The organism is Comamonadaceae bacterium OTU4NAUVB1, assembly GCA_024372625.1.
Taxonomy (GTDB): domain Bacteria; phylum Pseudomonadota; class Gammaproteobacteria; order Burkholderiales; family Burkholderiaceae_C; genus Variovorax.
Genome location: CP099605.1, coordinates 118,675 through 141,072 on the forward strand (window position 1 = coordinate 118,675; position 22,398 = coordinate 141,072).

At 69.6% G+C, this 22,398-nt stretch carries 19 protein-coding genes and 1 riboswitch; of the genes, 12 read left to right on the forward strand and 7 right to left on the reverse strand.

The features are described from left to right. Nucleotides 1–33 precede the first annotated feature (33 nt). Together NF681_04060 and metH are read left to right on the forward strand one after the other, a co-directional pair. Nucleotides 34–459 carry a DUF3830 family protein gene (locus NF681_04060; protein ID UST54397.1) on the forward strand — a complete coding sequence of 142 codons (426 nt, stop codon included), beginning with the start codon at nt 34–36 and terminating at the stop codon, nt 457–459. 44 nt (nt 460–503) lie between these two features. Continuing rightward, nucleotides 504–590: riboswitch (S-adenosyl-L-homocysteine riboswitch) on the forward strand. Between the two features lie 93 nt (nt 591–683). Next, a complete protein-coding gene (gene metH, locus NF681_04065) occupies nt 684–3,401 on the forward strand; it encodes a methionine synthase (protein ID UST55855.1) in 2,718 nt (905 codons plus the stop codon). 38 nt (nt 3,402–3,439) lie between these two features. On the opposite strand, the gene NF681_04070 is transcribed toward metH, so the two are convergent. Further along, nucleotides 3,440–4,333, reverse strand: coding sequence for a type 1 glutamine amidotransferase (locus tag NF681_04070; GenBank protein ID UST54398.1), 894 nt, complete (start codon nt 4,331–4,333; stop codon nt 3,440–3,442). A gap of 486 nt (nt 4,334–4,819) precedes the next feature. Between NF681_04070 and NF681_04075 the strand changes: the two genes are divergently transcribed. From NF681_04075 to NF681_04100, 6 genes are all read left to right on the forward strand, one after another. Next, the gene (locus NF681_04075) at nt 4,820–5,086 is read left to right on the forward strand and encodes a hypothetical protein (GenBank protein ID UST55856.1); all 267 of its coding nucleotides are present in this window, start codon (nt 4,820–4,822) and stop codon (nt 5,084–5,086) included. A gap of 74 nt (nt 5,087–5,160) precedes the next feature. Next, entirely contained in the window at nt 5,161–5,430 is a 270-nt protein-coding gene (gene infA / locus NF681_04080; GenBank protein ID UST54399.1) for a translation initiation factor IF-1, read from the forward strand. Nucleotides 5,431–5,450: 20 nt separating this feature from the next. Beyond that, nucleotides 5,451–6,860: an ATP-dependent RNA helicase DbpA gene (gene dbpA / locus NF681_04085; protein UST54400.1), complete on the forward strand. Its 1,410-nt coding sequence runs from the start codon at nt 5,451–5,453 to the stop codon at nt 6,858–6,860. A gap of 69 nt (nt 6,861–6,929) precedes the next feature. Further along, complete coding sequence (locus NF681_04090) at nt 6,930–7,067, forward strand: hypothetical protein (protein ID UST55881.1); 138 nt, start codon at nt 6,930–6,932, stop codon at nt 7,065–7,067. Nucleotides 7,068–7,278: 211 nt separating this feature from the next. Beyond that, entirely contained in the window at nt 7,279–9,720 is a 2,442-nt protein-coding gene (locus NF681_04095; GenBank protein ID UST54401.1) for a catalase, read from the forward strand. Nucleotides 9,721–9,916: 196 nt separating this feature from the next. Beyond that, a complete protein-coding gene (locus NF681_04100) occupies nt 9,917–10,708 on the forward strand; it encodes a transglutaminase family protein (protein UST54402.1) in 792 nt (263 codons plus the stop codon). A 46-nt stretch (nt 10,709–10,754) separates the two neighbouring features. Here NF681_04100 and NF681_04105 read toward each other — a convergent pair whose 3' ends face one another. Both NF681_04105 and NF681_04110 read right to left on the reverse strand, forming a co-directional pair. Then, nucleotides 10,755–12,041, reverse strand: coding sequence for a YihY/virulence factor BrkB family protein (locus NF681_04105; protein ID UST54403.1), 1,287 nt, complete (start codon nt 12,039–12,041; stop codon nt 10,755–10,757). Nucleotides 12,042–12,170: 129 nt separating this feature from the next. Next, nucleotides 12,171–13,784 carry a CHAD domain-containing protein gene (locus NF681_04110; GenBank protein UST54404.1) on the reverse strand — a complete coding sequence of 538 codons (1,614 nt, stop codon included), beginning with the start codon at nt 13,782–13,784 and terminating at the stop codon, nt 12,171–12,173. Between the two features lie 121 nt (nt 13,785–13,905). Here NF681_04110 and NF681_04115 point away from each other — a divergent pair, with 121 nt between their 5' ends. Next, complete coding sequence (locus tag NF681_04115; GenBank protein ID UST55857.1) at nt 13,906–14,220, forward strand: hypothetical protein; 315 nt, start codon at nt 13,906–13,908, stop codon at nt 14,218–14,220. 124 nt (nt 14,221–14,344) lie between these two features. Next, complete coding sequence (gene glgX / locus NF681_04120; protein UST54405.1) at nt 14,345–16,531, forward strand: glycogen debranching protein GlgX; 2,187 nt, start codon at nt 14,345–14,347, stop codon at nt 16,529–16,531. Nucleotides 16,532–16,615: 84 nt separating this feature from the next. Here the strand turns inward: glgX and NF681_04125 are convergent, their stop codons facing one another. Beyond that, complete coding sequence (locus NF681_04125; protein UST54406.1) at nt 16,616–16,849, reverse strand: DUF3606 domain-containing protein; 234 nt, start codon at nt 16,847–16,849, stop codon at nt 16,616–16,618. Between the two features lie 176 nt (nt 16,850–17,025). Here NF681_04125 and NF681_04130 point away from each other — a divergent pair, with 176 nt between their 5' ends. After that, nucleotides 17,026–17,502 carry a peptidylprolyl isomerase gene (locus NF681_04130; protein UST54407.1) on the forward strand — a complete coding sequence of 159 codons (477 nt, stop codon included), beginning with the start codon at nt 17,026–17,028 and terminating at the stop codon, nt 17,500–17,502. Nucleotides 17,503–17,520: 18 nt separating this feature from the next. On the opposite strand, the gene NF681_04135 is transcribed toward NF681_04130, so the two are convergent. The 3 genes from NF681_04135 to moaC form a co-directional block, all read right to left on the reverse strand. Next, entirely contained in the window at nt 17,521–18,687 is a 1,167-nt protein-coding gene (locus tag NF681_04135) for a polysaccharide deacetylase family protein (protein ID UST54408.1), read from the reverse strand. 11 nt (nt 18,688–18,698) lie between these two features. Further along, complete coding sequence (locus NF681_04140; protein ID UST54409.1) at nt 18,699–19,727, reverse strand: glycosyltransferase family 4 protein; 1,029 nt, start codon at nt 19,725–19,727, stop codon at nt 18,699–18,701. 376 nt (nt 19,728–20,103) lie between these two features. Continuing rightward, complete coding sequence (gene moaC / locus NF681_04145; protein ID UST54410.1) at nt 20,104–20,604, reverse strand: cyclic pyranopterin monophosphate synthase MoaC; 501 nt, start codon at nt 20,602–20,604, stop codon at nt 20,104–20,106. Between the two features lie 187 nt (nt 20,605–20,791). On the opposite strand from moaC, the gene NF681_04150 reads away from it, so the two are divergent. Beyond that, nucleotides 20,792–22,363 carry a M48 family metalloprotease gene (locus tag NF681_04150; protein ID UST54411.1) on the forward strand — a complete coding sequence of 524 codons (1,572 nt, stop codon included), beginning with the start codon at nt 20,792–20,794 and terminating at the stop codon, nt 22,361–22,363. Nucleotides 22,364–22,398 lie beyond the last annotated feature (35 nt).

Below are 22,398 nucleotides of genomic sequence, written 5' to 3' on the forward strand. Positions count from 1 at the left end.
CGTCCTTCCAACCCGAACTTCACGCCCATCGACATGACCCGAATCAAGATCACCGCCGGCGGCCTCGACTTCGTCGCCGAGACCCATCCCGACGCGCCACGCACCGTGGCCGCCTTTCTCGCGCTGCTGCCCTACCGCCAGAAGCTCATCCACGTGCGCTGGAGCGGCGAGGGCTGCTGGGTGCCGCTGGGCGAATTCAGGCTGGAGACCGGGGGGGCGCCGGTCGGCTTCGAGAACCACACCCGCCACCCCTCGGTGGGCGACATCCTGTTCTACCCGGGCGGCTACAGCGAGACCGAGATCATCCTGGCCTATGGCGCCTGCAGCTTCGCCAGCAAGATGGGCCCGCTGGCCGGCAACCACTTCCTGACCGTCGTCGAGGGCCGGGAGCACCTGCGCGCGCTCGGCGAGCGGGTGCTGTGGCGGGGCGCGCAGGACGTGGTGTTCGAACTCGCCTGAGCCCGGCGCGGGCGCCGGCCGGGCCGTTGCGCCTAAAATCGCCCCTCCCCGAGGAGCGTTGCAGCGGCCGGCCTTGCGCCCCGCCAGGCTCGGGCCGCATCCCAGCATTCCCGCAACGACGCTCGCCTGAACCTCCGTCCGCGAACCAGGTGAGCCCCATGCCGTCGTCCTCCGCCCCCGCCGTCTCCTTTGCTGCGTCGCCCGTCGCGCCGGCCGTCCCGGCCATGAAGCTCTCGGGCCTGGAGCCCGTGGCGATCGGCGACGGCACGCTGTTCGTCAACATCGGCGAGCGCACCAACGTCACCGGCTCCAAGGCCTTCGCGCGGATGATCCTCAACGGCCAGTTCGAGGAAGCCCTGGCCGTGGCGCGCCAGCAGGTGGAGAACGGCGCGCAGGTGATCGACATCAACATGGACGAGGCCATGCTCGACAGCAAGGCCGCGATGGTGCGCTTCCTCAACCTGATCGCCTCCGAGCCGGACATCGCGCGCGTGCCGATCATGGTGGACAGCTCCAAGTGGGAGGTCATCGAGGCCGGCCTGCGCTGCATCCAGGGCAAGGGCATCGTCAACTCGATCAGCATGAAGGAGGGCGAGGACCAGTTCCGCCACCAGGCGCGCCTGCTGCGCCGCTACGGCGCGGCGGCGGTGGTGATGGCCTTCGACGAGACCGGCCAGGCCGACACCTACGCGCGCAAGGTCGAGATCTGCCAGCGCGCCTACCGCATCCTGGTCGACGAGATCGGCTTCCCCGCCGAGGACATCATCTTCGACCCGAACATCTTCGCGGTCGCCACCGGCATCGAGGAACACAACAACTACGCGGTCGACTTCATCGAGGCGACGCGCTGGATCAAGCGGAACCTGCCCGGCGCGAAGGTGTCGGGCGGCGTCAGCAACGTGAGCTTCAGCTTCCGCGGCAACGACCCGGTGCGCGAAGCCATCCACACCGTGTTCCTGTATCACGCGATCCAGGCCGGCATGGACATGGGCATCGTCAACGCCGGCATGGTGGGCGTGTACGACGACCTGGAGCCGGTGCTGCGCGAGCGCGTGGAGGACGTGGTCCTCAACCGCCGTCCCGACGCGGGCGAGCGGCTGGTCGAAGTCGCCGAGACGGCCAAGAGCGGCGCGAAGGACGAGAGCAAGCGCAACGACTGGCGCGGCACGCCCGAGGCGCCCGTGAGCGTGGGCGACCGGCTCAGCCACGCGCTGGTGCACGGCATCACCGAGTTCATCGTCGAGGACACCGAGGAGGCCTACCGGGCCATCCTGGCCAGGGGCGGCCGGCCGCTGCACGTCATCGAGGGCCCGCTGATGGACGGCATGAACGTGGTGGGCGACCTGTTCGGCGCCGGCAAGATGTTCCTGCCGCAGGTGGTCAAGTCGGCCCGCGTGATGAAGCAGGCGGTGGCGCACCTCCTGCCCTACATCGAGGAGGAGAAGCTGCGCGACGAGGCCGCCGGGCGCGACGTGCGCACCAAGGGCAAGATCGTCATCGCCACCGTCAAGGGCGACGTCCACGACATCGGCAAGAACATCGTCACCGTCGTGCTCCAGTGCAACAACTTCGAGGTCGTGAACATGGGCGTGATGGTGCCCTGCCACGAGATCCTGGCGCGCGCCAAGGTCGAGGGCGCGGACATCGTGGGCCTCTCCGGCCTGATCACGCCGAGCCTGGAGGAGATGCAGTACGTCGCCGGCGAGATGCAGCGCGACGACCATTTCCGCATCAGGAAGATCCCGCTGATGATCGGCGGGGCCACCACCAGCCGCGTGCACACGGCCGTGAAGATCGCGCCGCACTACGAGGGCCCGGTGGTCTACGTGCCGGACGCCTCGCGCAGCGTGAGCGTGGCGCAGTCGCTGCTCTCCGACCAGGCGACGAAGTACATCGACGAGCTCAACGCCGACTACGACAAGGTGCGCCACCAGCACGCCAACAAGAAGCAGGTCACGCTGTGGCCGCTGGCCCGGGCGCGCGCCAACCGGACGCCGGTCGACTGGAACACCTACGTGCCGCCGGTGCCCAAGTTCATCGGCCGGCGCGTGTTCCGGAATTTCGACCTGACCGAGTTGGCCAGGTACATCGACTGGGGCCCGTTCTTCCAGACCTGGGACCTGGCCGGGCCGTTCCCGGCCATCCTGAAGGACGAGGTGGTCGGCGCCGAGGCCGTGCGCGTCTACGCCGACGGCCAGCGCATGCTCAAGCGCCTGATCGAGGGCCGCTGGCTAAGCGCCAGCGGCATCGTCGGCTTCTGGCCGGCGAACACGGTGAACGACGACGACATCCAGCTCTACACCGACGAGACGCGCACGGAAGTCGCGATGACCTGGTACGGCATGCGCCAGCAGACCGAGAAGCAGGCGATCGACGGCGTGATGCGCCCGAGCCGCTGCCTGGCCGACTTCGTCGCGCCCGCGTCGAGCGGACTGAAGGATTACGTCGGCATGTTCGCCGTCACCGCCGGGCTGGGCGTGGAGAAGAAGGAGAAGTATTTCGTCGACGACCTCGACGACTACTCGGCCATCATGCTCAAGGCGCTGGCCGACCGGCTGGCCGAGGCCTTCGCCGAAGCGCTGCACCACCGCGTGCGCACCGACCTGTGGGGCTACGCCACCGGCGAGGGGCTGAGCAACGAGGAGATGATCGCCGAGAAGTACCGTGGCATCCGCCCGGCGCCGGGCTACCCGGCCTGCCCGGACCACAGCGTCAAGCGCGCCATGTTCGACGTCATGCAGTGCGCCGACATCGGCATGACCCTGACCGAGAGCCTGGCCATGACGCCGGCGGCCAGCGTCAGCGGCTTCTTCCTGGCGCATCCCGATTCGACCTACTTCAACGTCGGCAAGATCGGCCACGACCAGCTCGTCGACCAGGCCGCGCGGCGTCGCCAGCCCGAATCCGAACTCGAACGCCTGCTGGCACCCAACCTGTCGTAGGACGGGCCGGCCGGCCGGTCGCCCGCCGGTGCCGGGGCTCAGCGTCGCCGCAGCAGCAGCGCCTGGCGCAGCATGCGCGCGGCGCGGTCGCGGATCTTGCCGGGCACGCCCCGGTGCGGGCGCTGGGGCTGGGCCTGCACGCTGCGGCAGGCGCCCAGGAAGTCGTCGAGGATGGCGGTGTCGTCCACCGTGCTCACGGTGCTGCCGGGGCGGTGGAATTCCGGGTGCCACTGCGTCGCGGCGATGTAGCCGCCACCGGTGCGCCCGGCGACGCGGCGGATCGCCTCCGGCACGCGGTCGGGATAGCTCCAGGCCTCCACCTCGAAGCCCGGCGCCAGGTCCTTGATGCCCTGGTGGTGGATGCTGTTGACGCGCGCGTGGGAGACGCCGGGGTACATCCGCGACAGCCGCGTGCCCTCGACGAGTTCGATGTCGTGGAAGTTCTGGTCGTAGCTCACCGGATCGCGGTGGCGCAGCGCGTTGGGGTGCTGGGTCTCGATGTCCTGGAACAGCGTGCCGCCGAAGGCCACGTTGATGAGCTGCAGGCCCCGGCAGACGCCGAAGATCGGCTTGCCGGCCTGCTCGAAGGCCTCCACCAGCGCCAGGTCGTAGAGGTCGCGGATGCGGTCGCCCATCCAGGCCTCGCGCAGCGGCACCTCGCCGTAGCTGCCGGGCCAGACGTCGGCGCCGCCGTGCATCACCACGCCGTCCAGCCATTCGGCGTAGTGCGCGAGCTTGGTGTCGCCGCGCGCGGTGGCGCCGGTCGGGCAGGGCACCATCACGACCATCGCGCCGGCGGACATCAGCCAGTGCGCGATCGACTGCTCGACGTACTGCAGCGTCTTGTTGGTGAACAGCGGCCGCGACGGATCGGCGTGCTGGAAACAGGCGGAAAGGCCGATCTTGAGGCGGCCTGCGACGGTCTGTGGCATGGTGGGAAGACCCGCCTGGCGGGCCCGGGGACAGCGAGGAAATCCATTGTGACGAGGTCGTGGGGTCCGCGGGTCGGACGGCGCCCCGATGTCTCCCGGGCGCGACAGCGGCGGGCGTCGCGTGCCCCGCATTCACGGTGCGCATCGATGCGGCCGGCGCGACGACGCGGTAAAAGCTATAATCCCGGGTTCGTTTCGATATCAACGACGAAGCATTTCGTCTTCCTTGCTGGTTGGTCCGGCGATCCCGTCACCAGGGTCACCGGGCTCCTTCTCTTCCAAGCCAGCCGCACAGTGTGTTGGAGCGCCATGGTCCTTGCGGGCCCGGTGCCCATGTTTGCCACCACTGCCTTCGTTCCTGTTGAAGCGAACCGCGCGCTCGTTAAGCGCCGCGGCCGGCCCGTATCGACGCCCACACGGCCGGCCCGCGTTCCGTTCTCAACCGTATTTCAGCGCATTCGCGGCGTCGCGATGCGCAAGGCTTTCATGGACATCATTCAACACAGCGTGGCGATGGGTAAATACCTCGTCTCGCCCCTGATCAAGCACCTCGACGACGGCCGATTCGCCGCCTCGGTCTCGATCCGCTCCGGCCGCGGCAGCGGCATGCACGATCGCGTGATGCGTTTCACGCCGCGTTTCGCGAGCCATTCGGCCGCGCTGCGCTATGCCGTCGACGAAGGACTGGGCTGGGTGCGCGAACGCACCGGCTCGCGCGTTGCATCGGCATCGCCCGCATCGTGCGTCGCCTGAGCGTGGCGTCCGCGCCCGGCGTCCTCCGCACCCCGTTCCCGTCATCACCGTCAACCCACACACAGAGGTAATTCATGGCCAAGGAAGAACTCATCGAAATGAACGGCGCAGTGACCGAAGTCCTGCCCGACTCGCGCTACCGCGTCACGCTCGACAACGGGCACCAGCTCATCGCCTACAGCGGCGGCAAGATGCGCAAGCACCACATCCGCATCCTGGCCGGCGACAAGGTGTCGCTGGAGCTGTCGCCCTACGACCTGACCAAGGGCCGCATCACGTTCCGCCACCTGGAGCGCCGGGGCCCGCCGCCGGTCAATTCCGGCAACAACTCGCAGCGCCGCTGACCCGTTCCGTGACACTGCCCGTGACAGGTTCCGCCGCCGGCGACGCGGCCGGGTTCGCCGCGCTGCCGCTCGCGCCGCAGACGCTCGCCAACCTCGCGCAGCTCGGCTATGCGCGGATGACGCCGATCCAGGCCGCCAGCCTGCCGTCGGCCCTGCTCGGGCACGACCTGATCGCGCAGGCCAAGACCGGCAGCGGCAAGACCGCCGCCTTCGCGCTGGCGCTGCTGGCCAACCTCAATCCGCGCCGCTTCGCCATCCAGGCGATGGTGCTGTGCCCGACGCGCGAGCTGGCCGACCAGGTCACCACCGAGATCCGCCGCCTGGCGCGCGCGGAGGAGAACGTGAAGGTCGTGACGCTGTGCGGCGGCGTCGCCCTGCGCGGCCAGACCGCCAGCCTGGAGCACGGCGCGCACATCGTGGTGGGCACGCCCGGGCGCATCATGGACCACCTCGAGCGCGGCAGCCTCGACCTCCAGGCACTCAATACGCTGGTGCTCGACGAGGCCGACCGCATGCTGGACATGGGCTTCCTCGAGGACATCCGGACCGTCGTGCGCCAGTGCCCCCCGCAGCGCCAGACGCTGCTGTTCTCGGCCACCTACCCCGAGGGCATCGCCGAGCTGGCCGATCGCTTCATGAAGGCGCCTCGGCGCATCACGGTCGAGTCCCAGCACGAGGAAGGCCGCATCGTCCAGCACTGGTACGAAGTGACGAACGGCGAGCGGCTGCATGCCGTGTCGCTGCTGCTCGACCATTTCCGCCCGCAGAGCACGCTGGCGTTCTGCAACACCAAGCAGCAGTGCCGCGACCTGGTCGCCGTGCTGCAGGCCCAGGGCTTCAGCGCGATGGCGCTGTTCGGCGAGCTGGAGCAGCGCGAGCGCGACCAGGTGCTGGTGCAGTTCGCCAATCGCAGCTGCTCCGTGCTGGTGGCCACCGACGTCGCCGCGCGCGGCCTCGACATCGCCCAGCTCGAGGCCGTGATCAACGTCGACGTCACGCCCGACGCCGAGGTGCACATCCACCGCATCGGCCGCACCGGGCGGGCCGGCGCCGAGGGCCTGGCGCTCAACCTCGCGAGCATGGACGAGATGGGCTTCGTCGGCCGGATCGAGCAGCTCCAGGGCCGCGAATCCGCCTGGCGGCCGCTCTCGGGCCTCACGCCGGGCGTCGGCGAGCCGCTGCGCCCGCCCATGTCCACGCTGCAGATCGTCGGCGGGCGCAAGGAGAAGATCCGCGCCGGCGACGTGCTGGGCGCGCTGACCGGCGAGGCCGGGTTCACCCGCGAGCAGGTCGGCAAGATCAACGTCAACGAGTTCTCCACCTATGTGGCGGTCGACCGGCGCATCGCGCGCGAGGCCGCCCACAGGCTGTCCACCGGCCGCGTCAAGGGCAAGTCCGTCAAGGTGCGGCTGCTCGACGATGTGGCCTAATCCGCCCTTCGCATATTTCCACAGCAGAGTTTCAAGATGCCCCAAAAGATTCGTACCGAAGCAGACCGCATGGCCACCCCCCGCCCCACGCCCGTCGCCGGCTACAACATCCCCAAGAGCGGTGGCGGCCAGAAGGTCAGCCTGGAGCGCGGCACCGCCACGCGCAGCAAGAAGAACCCCGGCAAGCGTCCCAAGAAGGGCGGCTGAAGCCCCCCGATGCCCCGCGGCATCCGGACACCCAACCCGAAGCGCTCCGAGGAGCGCTTTTTTCATGGGCCGGACGGCGTGCGCCGGGCTCGGCGTGGTCGGACACCCGAGTGCCCCGGGGGGAATCGCGTCGCAACGTCCTACATGGTCGGGACGAGGAGGTACTTAGCTTGATTCGAACCCATCCCACGATTCATTCGAAAGTCCCTTAATGGCTCCATCCAGCAAGGCGTCCGCGCCTTCGTCCGTTCCCGCCTCGGTCGCGACCGCCGCCCAGGCCGCGGCCCGCAACACCGACAGCGGCCCGGCCCATCCCGCGCCGCCGGGCGCCGCCGCCGGCGACCTGCCGGCCCAGAAGGCCGCCGACACCCAGACGCTGGCCGCCGCCATGCCGGCCAACACCAACAAGGCGCTCGAGCACGGCATGGACAACGCCCTCGCCGCGCCCGAGGGGCTGAGCGCCACGCCGCCCTCGCGCCTGCCCACCGGCAGCACGCTGTCGGAGAGCAATTCGTCGGCCAAGGTCGGCACGGTCGCGGCCGAGGGCGTCAACGCCACCATCGGCACGCTCGACCGCGTGCGCGTCGATTCGACCGGCCAGGTGCTCACGACCAACCAGGGCGTGAAGATCGCCGACAACCAGAACTCGCTCAAGGCCGGCCTGCGCGGCCCGGCCCTGCTCGAGGACTTCATCCTGCGCGAGAAGATCACGCACTTCGACCACGAGCGCATCCCCGAGCGGATCGTGCACGCGCGGGGTTCGGGCGCGCATGGCTTCTTCGAGTCCTACGGTTCGCTGGCCAAATACACCAAGGCCTCGGTCTTCGCAGAGGCCGGCAAGGTCACGCCGGTGTTCGTGCGCTTCTCGACCGTCGCCGGCGAGCGCGGCTCCAAGGACACGGCGCGCGACGTGCGCGGTTTCGCCGTCAAGTTCTACACCGACGAAGGCAACTGGGACCTGGTGGGCAACAACATCCCGGTGTTCTTCATCCAGGACGCGATCAAGTTTCCCGACCTGGTCCACGCCGTCAAGCCCGAGCCTCACCACGCGATGCCGCAGGCGGCCTCGGCGCACGACACCTTCTGGGACTTCGTCTCGCTGATGCCCGAGTCGACCCACATGCTGCTGTGGCAGATGAGCGACCGCACCCTGCCGCGCAGCTACCGGATGATGCAGGGCTTCGGCGTGCACACCTTCCGCCTGGTCAACGCCGAGGGTGAATCGGTGTTCGTGAAGTTCCACTGGCAGCCCAAGCTGGGCACGCATTCGATGGTGTGGGACGAAGCGGTGAAGATCTCCGGCGCCGATCCGGACTTCCACCGGCGCGACCTGTGGGAAGCCATCGACGGCGGCGAGTACCCCGAGTGGGAACTGGGCCTGCAGATCTTCACGGAGGAGCAGGCCGAGGGCTTCAGCTTCGACGTGCTCGACTCGACCAAGGTGATCCCGGAGGAACTGGTGCCGGTGCAGGTGGTGGGCCGCATGGTGCTCAACCGCAACCCGGACAACTTCTTCGCCGAGACCGAGCAGGTCGCCTTCTGCACGGCGCACATCGTGCCGGGCATGGACTTCACCAACGACCCGCTGCTGGCCGGCCGCATCCACTCCTACGTGGACACGCAGATCAGCCGCCTGGGCGGCCCCAACTTCCACGAACTGCCGATCAACGCCCCGATCGCGCCGGTGCACAACAACCAGCGCGACGGCATGCACCGCCAGGCCATCCCGCGCGGTCGCGTGTCCTACGAGCCCAATTCGCTGGCCGGCGGCAGCCCGTTCCAGGCCGGTGCGAACCAGGGCTTCCAGAGCGTGGCCCGACGCATCGACCGCGCGGAGTCGAGCGACAAGGTGCGCGGCAAGCCCGAGAAGTTCGCCGACCACTACACGCAGGCCACGCTGTTCTTCGAGAGCCAGACCCCGGTCGAGCAGGCGCACATCGTCGCGGCCTTCCGCTTCGAGCTGTCCAAGGTCGCCGTGCCGGCGATCCGCCAGCGCGTCGTCGCGGGCCTGGTCAACGTCTCGGCCTCGCTGGCGGCCCAGGTGGCCGAGGGCCTGGGCATCGAGGTGCCCGCCGCCCTGCCCAAGGCGCTGGAGACGCCGGCCACACCGGAGGTCGACAAGTCGCCCGCGCTGTCGCTGCTGGCACGCCCCGGCGACGGCGGCATCCGCACGCGCAAGATCGCGATCCTGGTGGCGCACGGCATCGACGGCGCGTCGGCCGTGGCGGTCCACAAGGCGCTGTTCGACGCCGGCGCCGTGCCGCGCTTCGTCGCGCCGCGCCTGGGGACCGTGAAGACGGCCGACGGCACGCCGATCGAGGCCGACGCCACGCTGGAGAACAGCCCGGGCTTCCTGTTCGACGCCCTGGTACTGCCCGACGGCGCCGCCGGTGTCCAGCTGCTGGCCACCGACGGCCACACGGCCGACTTCGTGAAGGACCAGTACCGCCACTGCAAGACGCTGTTCGCGCTGGGCGCGTCGCAGGCGCTGCTGACGGACGCCGGCATCCCGCTGACGCTGCCCGACGGCACGGACGATCCCGGCCTGATCCTGGCCGACGCGGCCGATGTCGGCGCGGCGACGGTGGCGTTCATCGCCGCCGTCGGCCAGCCGCGCCACGCCGCGCGCGACAGCGACCCGCCGCTGGTCTGAGCGGTGGCCGCGCCGGGTCGATCCCGGCGCCGGCGGCGACCGCGCCCATGGCGCGGGTGCCCGGCCTTCTCGCAAGACGCCGTCCTCCGGGACGGCGTCTTTTTTCGTGGGCGCCGTCCGATCGACAGGGCGCACGGGCTTGGCACACTTGTTGAATGTTCCGACCCTCCCACGCCTTTTTCTCCCAGGATCTCCCATGAAGCTCAAAGCCAACTGCACCATGACCGTGAAGGCCGGCACCGACTGCCCGGTGGTCGCCATGCTCCGCCCGCGCAGCGGCATGGCGCAATGGATGATCAGCGAACGCTACGAACTCGAACCCTGGGTGCGCACGGTCGAATACGTCGACAGCTACGGCAACCTCGGCCAGCGTTTCGTGATCCCCCAGGGCGAGATGCGCATCGAGGTCGAGATGGTCATGGAGACCGAGGACGACATCCGCGTCCTGCCCGGCGCGCCCCGCACGCTGGTCGAGGAATTGCCCGACGACGCGCTGCTCTACCTGCTGCAGAGCCGCTACTGCCCGTCCGACAAGATGGAGGGCAAGGCGCTGGAGATCGTGGGCGACGCGACGCCGGGCTACGACCAGGTCGAGGCCATCCGGGCCTGGATCCACGACAACCTCGAATACCGCTACGGCGTGAGCAACGGCACCACCGACGCGCTCGACTCGCTGGCCCACGGCGCCGGCGTCTGCCGCGATTTCTCGCACATCGGCGTGGCGCTGACGCGGGCCCTGAAGATCCCGGCGCGCATGGTCGTGGGCTACCTCCACCGGCTCGACCCGATGGACATGCACGCCTGGTTCGAGGCCTTCGTCGACGGGCGCTGGTACACCTTCGACGCCACCCAGTCCGAGCCGCGCGGCGGCCGCATCGTGGTGGCCTACGGACGCGACGCGGCCGACGTGGCCTTCGTCTCCAACTACGCGCCGCTGGAGATGGGCGAGATGAAGGTGACGGTCGACCGGGTCGACTCGGACGACTGACGCGGCACGATGCGGCGGGACGCGGCGCGCCGTCCGCGTCGCCCGTTCAGCGCCGGCGCTGTTTCTTCAGCGTGGCGATCGCCTTGTGGCCCTGGCGCGCCGCGCGGCGCTGGCGCTTCTCCCAGTGCATCACCACCGTGGTGGCGAAGCTCGCCGCGCCCAGCAGGATGACCTGGCGGGCGAGGGTGGTCGTGGCCAGGCGCAGGCGTTCCTCGACCTCGCGCTGCGCCTGGGTGGTGCGGCGCACGGCCTCGGCGTCCATCGACAGGGACGCGCCGCCGGCGGCGCCGGACGCCGCAGCGGCGCCCGTCGCCGCCAGGGCCGAGCGCGCGGTCTCGTGCGGCGCCGCGCCCGGAACCGCGTCCGTGCCGGCTTCCTTCACGGCCGCGACGGCCTGGGTGGCGGCGGTGGCCTTGGTGCCGGCGATGGAGCCGTGCTCGTTGGCGTAGACCTTGGTGAACTCCGCGCCCAGCAGGAAGATCTGCGCCGCGTAGTAGACCCAGGCCAGCAGCACCACCAGCGAGCCGGCGGCGGCGAAGGACTCGTTGACGCCGCTCTTGCCAAGGTAGAGCCCGATCAGCGTCTTGCCCACCTCGAACAGCACGGCCGTGACGATCGCGCCGATCCACACGTCGTGCCATTCGATCCGCACCGTCGGCATGAGCTTGAAGATCATCGCGAACAGCACCGTCGTGATGCCGATCGACACCACGGTGTTGAGGCCCAGCAGCAGCAGTTCCCAGCCCGGCAGCAGGCCGCCGGCCCAGCCGCCGAAGGCCGCCACGCTCGCGCTCACCAGCAGCGACACCATCAGCAGGAAGGCCAGTCCCAGGATCAGGCCGAAGGACAGCACGCGCGCGCGCAGCAGGCCCCAGACGCCGCTGGGCTTCTCGCGCTCGGGCACGTGCCAGATGCGGTCGAGCGAGCTCTGCAGTTCGCCGAACACGGTGGTCGCGCCGACGATCAGCACCGCGATGCTGATGAGGCTGGCGATCAGGCCCTTGGCCGGTTCGTCGGCGCTCTTGATGAGGCCCTGCACGGCGACGGCGCCCTCGCGGCCGATCAGGCCCTGGAGCTGCGTCACGATCTCGCCCTGCACCGCCTCGCGCCCGAAGATCGCGCCGGCCACGGCGATGACGATCACCAGCAGCGGCGCCAGCGAGAACATCGTGTAGTAGGAGATGGCCGCCCCCATGCTCGGGGCAAGGTCGTCGATCCACGCCATGACGGCCTTGCGGGCCAGGTCGTAGAAGTACTTGACCTTCGAGCCCTTGGCGGCGGCGGAGGAGGAGCCCGGTCCGGTGGGCACGGGAACGGAGGGGGCGGATGGCATGGCGCGGGTTCCTGGTATGTCGGCGTGGGACCGTCACGTTAGGAGCCTGAGCGCCGACACGGGCGCCGGACGACGTGAGCGCTTCTTGTCAGCCGGCGACCGTGCGAACGCGCATTCCGCCGGACGCGCCTACCGGCGGGCCCCGTGTTTCCAGAACTTCGGCGCCCCGGCGATCCTGCGCAGCGCCCGCTGGCTGGCCTTCGCGGCGGCGTCCTGCCGGGCGCTGAGCCAGCCGACCGCGAACCAGGCGCGCGGGTCGCGCGCGGCGGCGGTGCGGAAGGCCGCGAGCGCGGAGGCTTCGTCGTTGGCCTCGCCCAGGGCGTCCTGGGCCGGCGCGAGGTGCGCCAGGTAGCGTTCGGCATCCCTTGCGTCGAACAGCGGTGCCACGAACTCGCTCAGGTAGCGCAGGCGCTTGAGCTTCTTGCGCACGCCGTGGCGCGCCTCGGCGTCCAGGGTGTCGAAATCCCGCGCGTCCGCGACCAGGCGCCGGTGCAGCTTGCGCAGGCGCCGCGCCAGGGTGTGGCGGGCTTCGGCGGCGTCGAGCGCCGTCGTGCCATCGGCGGACGGCGGGGGCGTGGCGCCGGCCGCGAAGCCGATCAGGTCGACGAGGACGCCCTGGAAGGCCGGCGCGCGCACCAGCGCGACGGGCGCCGGCGTGTCGATGGACTCGGCCTCCAGCAGGGCGGGCGGCGCACCGGCGGCTTCGAGCCTCGGGACGAGCTTCTCGGCGCGCAGTTCCCGGTCGCGGCGCGCGCCCAGTCCACGGAAGGCCTCGACCAGGGGCGGCTCCCAGGCGGGATCGAAACCGGGGCCGAGCGCGTGCAGCTCGCGCAATGCCGTGCGCAATCGGCGGATGCCCACGCGCAGCTGGTGCACGACCTCGGCCGACGCCCGTCCGGCGGCGATCTCGCTGGCATTGGGCAGCATCTGCGCCAGGCAGGCGGCGACGACGGCGCGCTGGATCGACGCGCCGTCCGGCACGCCCGCGCGCCCGGCCGCGTTCTCGCCCTTTTCCTTGTGCTTCCCTTTTTTCCGGCCCTTGTCCGGGTCCTCGGCGACGGCCGCGAAACGCGGTGGCCGCGCCTTCACGGCCGGCGCCGCGTCGAGGCCGGCCATCAGCCGCTCGCCTTGCTCGGCCTTGGACACGGTGCTCAGCCAGAGGCCGTGGGTCTGCGACCACCGGCGGGCCAGCGCGACGAGGCCGGCGATGTCGCCGTCGACCAGTTCGAGTTCGAGTTCGCACACCGGCGAGCGCCGGGGCGCGCCGCCCGCGGCCGGCGTGGCGGCGACATGGCCGAGGTCCAGCGCCAGTTCGACCGTCGCGCCGCCGCCTTGCGCGGCGGGCGCCCCGACCTCGCGCGCGAGGCGCCAGACGTCGGTGCCGTAGGTCTCGGCCAGCGGCAGCGCGGCTTCCTCGAGCAGTCGTGCGATGCGTGCGCCCACGGGCGTGCCGGCGTGGCGCCGCACGTCGGGGGAGGGGACGGCCCCGGCCGTCGCCGCGCCCAGGTCGACGTTGTGCTCGAGCCGGTGCAGCGGACCGTCGCCCAGCGCCTTGGCGGTCTGCACCCAGCGGTCGCCTTCGCGGCGCAGGCGCAGCACGGCGCCGTGCGCGGCCAGCGTGCCGTCGGCGGTGTCGAAATAGCGCGCCCGCAGGCGCGTGCGGCGCGTCGGTGCGCTGCGCAGGTCGGCCTTCAAGGCGTCGAGACGATCGGCCGGGATCTGGAACTTGAACTCGATTTCCATGGAGGGTGGGAGGTGGGACGTGCCCGAAGAGAAAAAGGGGCGGCCATGCTCGCACGCGGAGCCGCCGGATTTGATGAAAGGCCGCGTGACCCGTCGGGACAGCGCCTACGATGGCGCGACCATGACCGACGACTACCAGATCGACATCCCGCCGTCCTTCCTCGCGCTGCATACCGACGCGTCGCGCCAGCGCCTGCGCGAACCCATCGCCGTGGTGCGCGCGCGCTACGACGTCTGCGAGGACTTGGCGGCGCACCTGGTGGAGCACGCGCGCATCCTGGCGCACGTGGAGGTGCCCTCGGAGGACGAGGTGCTGCAGCGCATCCACGCCGGGCTGCGCACGCCGGAATCGGGCGTCTCGACGCCCGAGGCGCGCTGGATCGTGCTGCGGCTGGCGGAACTGCTGGGCTGGCAGACGCCGTCGCTCGACGGCTGAGCAGGGTTTCCGGCCGGTGGCGGTGCCTTCGGCCTACGACGCTTACAGGCAACGGCCTTGCCGGCGGCGGACGGGTTCCCCGAGAGTGTGCGCAGTCCCGGCTCCAGAACCCAACCCACCCAACATGACCGTCTCCACGACCCCCTCCAAGCCCGCCGATCCCCCCGAAACCCCGTCCTTCGTGCTCGAGGAAGGCGTGCCCCATCCGCTGGGTGCCACCTACAACGGCAAGGGCGTCAACTTCGCGCTTTTCTCGGCGCACGCGACGCGGGTCGACCTGTGCATCTACGACGAGAGCGGCACCACCGAGACCGCGCGCATCACGCTGCCCGAGTACACCGACGAGGTCTGGCACGGCTTCGTGCCCGGCCTGGAGCCCGGCACGCGCTACGGCTATCGCGTGCACGGCCCCTACGAGCCCATGAAGGGCCACCGCTTCAATCCCAACAAGCTGCTGCTCGACCCGTACGCCAAGGCGCACATGGGTGAGCTCAAGTGGGGCCCGGAGGTCTTCGGCTACACCGTCGGCCATCCCGATGGCGACCTGAGCTTCGACGAGCGCGACAGCGCCGATTTCGTGCCCAAGTGCGTGGTGGTCGACTCGCGCTTCGAATGGAAGCAGACCGATGCCGTGCGCGTGCCCTGGAATGAGACCGTCTTCTACGAGACCCACCTCAAGGGCTACACCATGCGCCACCCCGACGTGCCCGAGCACTTCCGGGGCACCTTCGCGGGCATGACCGACGAGGTCATCGCGCCCATCAAGGCGCTGGGCGTGACCAGCGTCGAGCTGCTGCCGATCCAGATGTTCCTCAACCAGCCGTTCCTGCTGGAGAAGGGCCTGACCAACTTCTGGGGCTACGACACGATGGGCTTCTTCGCCCTCGACCAGCGCTACATGGACGGCCCGAACATCGACGAGTTCAAGGCCATGGTCGACCGCTTCCACGCCCAGGGCCTGGAAGTGATCATGGACGTGGTCTACAACCACACGCCCGAAGGCAACGAGATGGGGCCGACGATCTCGTTCAAGGGCATCGACAACGCCAGCTACTACCGGCTGATGCCTGGCGGCGAGGACGGCAAGGACGGTCCGGGCCCGCGCTACTACATCAACGACACCGGCACCGGCAACACCATCAACCTGAGCCATCCGCGCGTGCTGCAGATGGTCACCGACAGCCTGCGCTACTGGGTCACCGAGATGCGCGTGGACGGCTTCCGGTTCGACCTCGCCACCATCCTCGCACGCGAGGCGCACGGCTTCGACGAAGGCGGCGGTTTCCTCGACAGCTGCCGCCAGGACCCGGTGCTCTCCAGCGTCAAGCTCATCGCCGAGCCCTGGGACATCGGCCCGGGCGGCTATCAGGTGGGCGGCTTCCCGCCCGGCTGGGCCGAGTGGAACGACAAGTTCCGCGACACCGTGCGCGCCTTCTGGAAGGGCGACGAGGCCATGGCGCCGGCGCTCGCGCAGTGCCTGACCGCCAGCGGCGACCGCTTCAACAAGCGCGGCCGCCGGCCCTGGGCGAGCGTCAACTTCATCACCGCCCACGACGGCTTCACGCTGGCCGACACCGTCAGCTACAACGAGAAGCACAACGAGGCGAACAACGAGAACAATCGAGACGGCCACTCCGACAACCGCTCGTGGAACTGCGGCGTCGAGGGTCCCACCGACGACGAGGGCGTGCTGGCGCTGCGCGCGCGCCAGCAGCGCAACCAGCTCGCCACGCTGCTGCTGTCGCAAGGCACGCCGATGGTGCTGGCCGGCGACGAGTTCGGGCGCACCCAGCAGGGCAACAACAACGCCTATTGCCAGGACGACGACATCTCGTGGGTGCAGTGGCAGGACATCGACGCGCGCGGCGAGGCCTTGCGCGCGTTCACGCAGCACCTGACCGCCCTGCGCCGCCGGCTGCCCGTGCTGCGTCGCAACCGCTTCCTGACGGGGCAGTGGAGCGAGGCCGCCCAGGTCAAGGATTCGACCTGGTTCGCGCCCGACGGGACCGAGATGGCGGCCCTGCACTGGGAAGACGCGCAGACGCGCTGCTTCGGTCTGCTGCTCGAAGGCACCGCGCCCTCGTCGTCGCTGCCCCGCGCGGCCGCCGACGAGAGCGTGCTGATCGTCTTCAACGCCTGGGAGGGCGCCATCGACTTCACGCTGCCCTCGCGCGGCGAGGCGTTCGCCGACAAGGGCTGGACGCGCGTGGTCGACACCGCGCTGGAGGTCCAGGAGGACGTGCCCTTCGAGCCGGGCCACCGCTACACGGTGACCGGCCGCTCGCTGCTGGTGTTCACGTCGCCGGCCTGACGGGCGCGCCGGACGGCGATTGAAAAAGGCGGTGCATCGGCACCGCCTTTTTTCTGGGCGCCCGCCAGGGCGCGCCCGGGGGTTTCAGCTCGCGCCGCCGGCTTCCTCCACGCGCTCGGTGTTGGTGGTGCTGCGCGTGCCCTTCAGGTGCATCTCGACGTCGGTCGCGCGATCGCCGACCTCGGCGACCGCGTCCTTGAGCTGCTGGGTCGTGGTGTCGAGCTTCTTCGCCCATTCGTCGAGCGCGGCGTCGGACTGGACGTCGATGGTGTCGGGCGCGGTGGCGTCGGGCGCGATGGGGGTGTCGTTGTCGGACATGGAGTTTCCTTCTGGAGGATCGGGACGGGCCGCGCGGATGCGGAGTGGAAGTTCAACCTAGCCCCGCGCGCCGTGCCGCGCTGTAGGCCGGCCGGACCGGTCGCGCGTCTGCCGACACCGACGCCGCGCCCCGGACGGCAACGCGGACGCGGCACGTCCATGGACAATCGCGCTCCATGCAAATCCGAAAAGACACCGCCATCACCCTCCGCTACAAGGTCGCCGATGCCAAGGGCAAGCTGATCGAGGAAGCCCCGGAGCCCATGACCTACCTGCACGGCGGCTACGACAACACGCTGCCCAAGATCGAGGAGGCCCTCGAGGGCAAGGAAGTCGGCTACGCCGTCACGCTGCAGCTCAGGCCCGAGGACGCCTTCGGCGAGCGCGACGCGGCACTGGAGCGCACGATCCCCAAGAGCGAATTTCCGCCGGGCGTCAAGGTGGGCGGCCAGCTCGAGGGACGCGACGAACAGGGCCAGCCCCAGGTCTTCACCGTCAAGAAGATCAAGGGCGACAAGGTGCTGCTCGACGGCAACCACCCGCTCGCCGGCATGGAACTGCGTTTCACGCTCAAGGTGACCGACGTGCGCGAGGCCTCGGCCGAGGAGATCGCGCACCGGCACGTGCACGGGGCGCACGGCCACCACCATTGAGCCGCCGGTGCCGCACGCTCAGGCGTGCAGCACCTTCGACTTGACGAACAGCGCGGCCTTCCTCAGGTTGCGCAGCCGGTCGGACAGGGTCGGCGGTTTCAGGTAGGCGCGCGTGGCGGGCACGTAGGTCAGGGCCCAGGCCTGGCGCATGAAGGGCGCGTTGGCCTTCAGGGCGCCGGCCTTGCCGGCCTCCGACGCCAGGTAGTTGCCGTTGTGCGAGCGCAGGATGATCTGCGAGGCGTTCACCGGGATGCTGTCGAACAGCGCGTGGGGGTCGTCGCGACCGTCGCTCAGGCGCACCGTCTCGTCGACGTCGGGGTTCACGCTCAGAAAGCGGCCCTCGGGCGTGCGCAGCACGATCTTGCCCTGGCCCCGGTCTTCCATCGAGAACCGCACGCGGTCGTCGCCGATCGAGCGGCCCGCCCAGCGAAGGCCCGCGTCGTCGCCTTCCGCGTACTGGAGGAACCGGCCGTTGTGGCCCTTGAGGCCGAAGGTGTCGGCCGCGGGCGAGGTCAGCTGGGGATCGTCGATCTCGTCGAGGCCGACGAAACGGTAGCCCAGGGCCTGCAGCCGCGGGATCAGGGTTTGCGTGAGTTCCAGCGTCCGGTTCTTCGCGGCCACGGTGTCCATGTCGGCGATAGCGTCGTGCATCACGATGATGCCCTTGCCCTTCTGCTCGATGTCCTTCAGGTAGACCTCGGCGGCCTCCTCGACGGACTTGCCCAGCTTCCAGTAGTAGCAGTCGATGCCCGCGATGTCCCAGTACACCGGTCCGACGTGGCGGTACGAGCTGCGCGGGTCCACGTTGAGTTCGTCGGCCACCTCGGGCGACCACTTGCCGTACGTGGCGCGGAAGTAGACCGGGCGGTCCTGGGTGTACTTGCGGATGACGGTGTTGGTGCGGATGACCTGGTCGCGCACGTCGCCGTTGACCGACACGTAGTAGGGCATGTCCGGGTGCTCGAACGTGTGGTTGCCGATGATGTGGCCCTGGGCGTGGAGCGCGTCGAGCACCTCCGGGCGCTCGACGGCGAACTTGCCCACCACGAAGAAGGTGGCGCGCACGCCGTGCGCGTGCAGGAAGCGCCCGATCGCCGCGCTGTCCGGGCCCGGACCGTCGTCGTAGGTCAGGCACAGCGTCTTCTCGGGCAGGTCGACATCGACGATGTTGCGGGGGGCGAGCATCGGTGTGGTCCTTACATCTTGCCCAGTTCGAGGGCGACCCCCGACGGGGCGCGCGAGAACACGTCGAGGTACTTGCGCGCGACATTGCGCTTGGAGTGCTCCCTCAGGTAGGCGCTGCGGCCCTCGGACATCGGATCGGGCGCGGGCGAGTCCAGCGCGGCCTGCATGAGCGCCGTCAGCGCGTCCACGTCGCCCATCGGAAACACCTCGGCATGGCGGTCGACCGCCTCGGGCAGTCCGCCGGCGTCGGCCACGAGCATCCTGCAGCCGCACGCCAGTCCTTCGAGCGCCACGATGCCGAAACCTTCCTTGCCGGTCGACGGCACGATCATCGTGCGATGACGGTTCATGACCCGCGCCAGGGGTTCGTCGCGCAGCATGCCCAGGAACGTGACCTGCTCGGCCAGGCCCAGCGCCCGGACCCGGGCCTGGAGCCGCTCGGCCTCCGGACCGTAGCCCACGATGCTCAGGGTGAAGGGGCCGCGCAACCGGCCGCAGGCCTCGATCAGCATGTCGCAGCCCTTCTGCGTCACCAGGCGGCCGACGAAGACGAAATCGCGCGTGCGCGACTCGCTGTCATAGAGCTTGAACAGTTCGTCGTTGTAGCAGTTGTAGATCACCGTCGAGGACACCGGCAGCGCCTTGGCCACGCTGCGGCTGACCGAAATGTTGGTCGTCGCCTTGCGGATGACCAGGCTCTTGAGCCGGGTCTTGAAGCCCAGCGACTCCATGATGTGGAAGTCGTTGTGCGAGATCATCCAGCGCTTGAGCGGATTGAGGACCAGCAGCCAGATGCCCTTGAGCGTGATGTTGGGCATGTAGAAAATGTCGCTCCACAGGAACAGCCGGATCTGGCTGAGCCGGTCGGCGGAGTGGAAGATCTCGATGTTCTCCAGCGGCGTGCTGCCCGTCTGCGATTGCTCCGTGACCACCTTGACCTGGTGGCCGGCCCGGACGAACTCACGGGCCAGGAACAACGTGTGGTTTTCGATGCCGCCGATGGCGGGATAAAAAACTGAGCTGTATATCAGTATTTTCATCCTTGTCTTTTTCCGTTATGAGATCTCGAAATGTTCTCGCGGGTTACAAAAAAGAGAAAAGCATCGGCGCCGCACCCCCCAAAAGAACGGCGCTGTAAACACCCGTTTTCCTTTCGAATCGTAACGAAAAGAAAAAGATGCGAACTTTTGCGCAACCTTTGGTATTACTTTCTCCCGAATGGCGTGAAGACTAAACGAAAGCATTAAGGTTTCTTTGCATTCGGATTGAATCGAGGGAAAACCTTAGGGTTTCCGAAACATTTCATCGACACTTCACCATGATCGGTCAGGCCCCACGGTGGCGAGGCGGGCAAAGTACCGGATGTCGCTCTTTTGCGACATCTGGTGCAGCCACGCCACACTTCAGGGGGCTCGTCTAGGGCGCGACGGTCCAGCTGCCCGACTTCCCTCCGTGCTTCTCCATCACGCGCACGCCGGTGATCGTCATGCCACGGTCCACCGCCTTGCACATGTCGTAGATGGTGAGGAGGGCGACCTGCACGGCGGTGAGCGCCTCCATCTCCACGCCGGTCGGGCCGACCGTCTCGACGGTCGCGGTGCAGCTCACGCGGGGTGGCCCGCCGGCCGCGTCGTCCGCGCCACCGGCGGTCTCGAAGTCCACCGCCACCCGCGTGAGGGCGAGCGGGTGGCACAGCGGAATCAGGTCGCTGGTGCGCTTGGCGCCCTGGATGCCGGCGATGCGGGCGATGCCCAGCACGTCGCCCTTCCTGGCCGTGCCCGAGGCAATGAGCGCCAGCGTGGCCGGCAGCATCTCGATGCGGCCACTGGCCACGGCGATGCGGTGGGTGGCGGGCTTGGCGGCGACATCGACCATGTGGGCCTGGCCCTGGGCGTCGAAATGGGTGAGGGGACTCATGGGCATCATCCAGGGTGACGGTGCGTTCGGAATGAACGTTCACGACGGTCGCGCATCATAAAAACATGGCGCCTCCCGCGCCCACCCGTCGCCAGGGGCGATGCCGGCGGCAGCGGCGGGTGGCCGTCCACGCCATGGGAAACTGGCGCGATACCGCGCCTCGAACCGCAACCCGACTCCTCGATCCATGAAGAAGACAGCCTTCCTTGGGCACCGTGCCTGGCGCCGCCTCGGCATCGGCGTGCTGGCGGCGGCGCAGCTGATGGCCGGCATGCCGGCGGCGCGGGCGCAGTTGCCGGGCATGGGCGACGGTGGCGAGATGACGGCCGCCGCCGAACGCCGGCTGGGCGACCAGATCGCGCGCGAGCTGTTCCGCGATCCCGACTACCTCGACGACCCGGTCGTCGGCGAACACGTGCAGGCCATCTGGCAGCGGCTGATGGCGGCGGCGCGGGCACGCGGCGACCTCACCCCCGAACTCGACGAGCGCTTCGCCTGGCTGGTGCTCGTGGGACGCGACCGCAGCATCAACGCCTTCGCGCTGCCGGGTGGCTACCTGGGACTGCACCTGGGGCTGGTGGCGGCCACCGACAGCGCCGACGAACTCGCGACCGTGCTCGGCCACGAGCTCTCGCACGTCACGCAGCGCCACATCGCGCGCCTCATGACCAAGCAGGGACGGCAGCTGCCGCTGATGCTCGCGGCCATGGTGCTGGGCGCCATCGCCGCGAGCAAGAGCCGAACCGGCGACGCCGGCCAGGCCATGATCGTGGGCGGCCAGGCGCTGCTGATGCAGAACCAACTGGCCTTCTCGCGCGACATGGAACGCGAGGCCGACCGCGTGGGTTTCGGCGTGATGACGCAGGCCGGCTTCGCCCCGCAGGGCGCGGCGTCGATGTTCGAGAAGCTGCAGTACGCCTCGCGCCTGAACGACAACGGCTCCTACCCCTACCTGCGCAGCCACCCGCTCAACAGCGAGCGCATCTCGGACATGCAGGCGCGCTTCCAGTTCCACGACAGCGAGGGGGCCGCGCCCGTCGCCACGCCCGGCGCGCCACGCGTGCTGAAGATGGACCACGCCCTGGTCGCCGCCCGCGCGCGCGTGCTCTCGCGCCCGGGCGTCGATGTGATGCGCCTGTGGATCGATGCGGCTTCCGGGGCCGAGTTCGAGCGCCGGACCCCCGTGCAGCGGGGTGCCCTGCTGTACGCGGGTGCCCTGGCGGCGGGCGAGGTGCGCGAGTTCCGCACGGCGCTCGGCCTGGCCGACCGCCTGGCCGTGCTCGCGGCCGACGACCCGGCGGCGGCACGCCTGGCGCGCCTGCTGCAGGCCGAACTCGCGCTCGCCGCCGGCGACGCCCCGAAGGCCCAGGCGCGCCTGGACGCGCGCAGCCGGGAACGCGCGGAGATGCTGCTGTCGGCCCAGGCGGCGCTCGCGCTGCGCCAGCCGGTGCCCATGCTGGCGCCGCTGCGCGAATGGGTGTCGGCGCATCCGCGCGACGCCACCGCCTGGCGCGCCCTGTCCAACCTGTACGGGGTGCAGAACGACACCCTGCGCGCCATCCGCGCCGATGCCGAGTCGCAGATCGCGACCCTTGACTACGCCGCCGCGCGCGATCGGCTGAAGGCAGCGCAGGAATTCGTCGCGCGCGGCGCGGCGCGCACGTCGATCGACCATCAGGAAGCTTCGATCGTCGACGCGCGCGCGCGCACAGTCGACACCTTGCTGCGCGAGCAGCAGGCCGAACCCCCATTGCGCTAGGAACGTCCGGGCGCCTCCGCCCGTCCGCCCAGAAG